The organism is Mycobacterium sp. 1482292.6 (genome assembly GCF_001672995.1).
Classification (GTDB): Bacteria; Actinomycetota; Actinomycetes; order Mycobacteriales; family Mycobacteriaceae; genus Mycobacterium; species Mycobacterium europaeum_A.
In genome coordinates, this window is sequence record NZ_LZKV01000239.1 from 1 (window position 1) to 1,043 (window position 1,043).

Here is a 1,043-nt window from a genome sequence, read left to right on the forward strand (position 1 = left end):
CCCTCAACATCTGGGCGGCCAACCTGGAGGCCAACAAGGACAAGGCGGTCGCCCTGCAGTCCGAAGAGGTCTACGACAAGTACATGAAGTACCTGACCGGCTGCGAGAACTTCTTCCGCAAGGGTGTCACCAATGTGGGGCAATTCACGTTGGTCAAGTAGGGCGGGACAAGTCGGCCCCGAACGGTGAACCGTTCGGGGCCGATTGCTTTACTGGGCCGGTTACTTCTCCAGCGTGAACTGATTGACGTCGGTGTAGCCCGCACGGAACAACTTCGCGCAGCCGGTCAGGTACTTCATGTACCGGTCGTAGACCTCCTGGGACTGGATGGCGATCGCCTGCTCGCGATTGGCCTCGAGTGCCTCGGCCCACAGGTCCAAGGTCCTGGCGTAGTGCAGCTGCAGCAGCTGCACCCGCTCGATCGTGAAGCCCGCCGCCTCGCCGAATTTGAAAATGTCTTCCTGCGCCGGGAGTTGTCCACCCGGGAAAATTTCCTGGCCGATGAATCGAGCGAATCGGATATCGCTCATCGTGATGGAAACACCGCGCTCGTGCTGCTGTTTTTGCGTGTAGGTCAAGATGGTGTGCAACAGCATTCGGCCGTCGTCGGGAAGGATCTCGTAGGCGCGCTCGAAAAATGCGGGATAGCGCTCCATCTTGAAAGCTTCGAAGGCGCCAATCGTGACGATCCGGTCGACCTTGTCCTCGAACTCTTCCCAGCCCTGCAACCGCACCTCGATGTTGCGGCTGGTCGGCAATCCGGCCAGCTTGTTCTTGCTGTACTCAAATTGATTGCGGCTCAGCGTGATCCCGATGACGTTGACGTCGTACTTCTCGACGGCCCGCTTCAGCGCGCCACCCCAGCCGCAACCGATGTCCAGCAGCGTCATCCCCGGCTCGAGGTTCAGCTTTCCCAGCGCCAGGTCGAACTTCGCAATTTGGGCTTCTTCGAGAGTCATGTCATCACGCTCGAAGTAGGCGCAGGTGTAGCCCATCGTCGCGTCTAAGAATAATGCGAAAAATTCATTCGAGACATCGTAAAT

2 protein-coding genes are annotated in these 1,043 nt (G+C 58.4%); one reads left to right on the plus strand and one right to left on the minus strand.

The genetic code is table 11. The annotated features are described in order from the left end of the window. The coding region (locus A5624_RS24055; protein WP_197519004.1) for a class I SAM-dependent methyltransferase at window positions 1–161 on the plus strand (161 nt) is incomplete at its 5' end. 60 nt (window positions 162–221) lie between these two features. Here the strand turns inward: A5624_RS24055 and A5624_RS24060 are convergent. Next, window positions 222–1,043: cyclopropane mycolic acid synthase family methyltransferase (locus A5624_RS24060; RefSeq protein ID WP_156749173.1), on the minus strand; the 822-nt coding region annotated here is incomplete at its 5' end.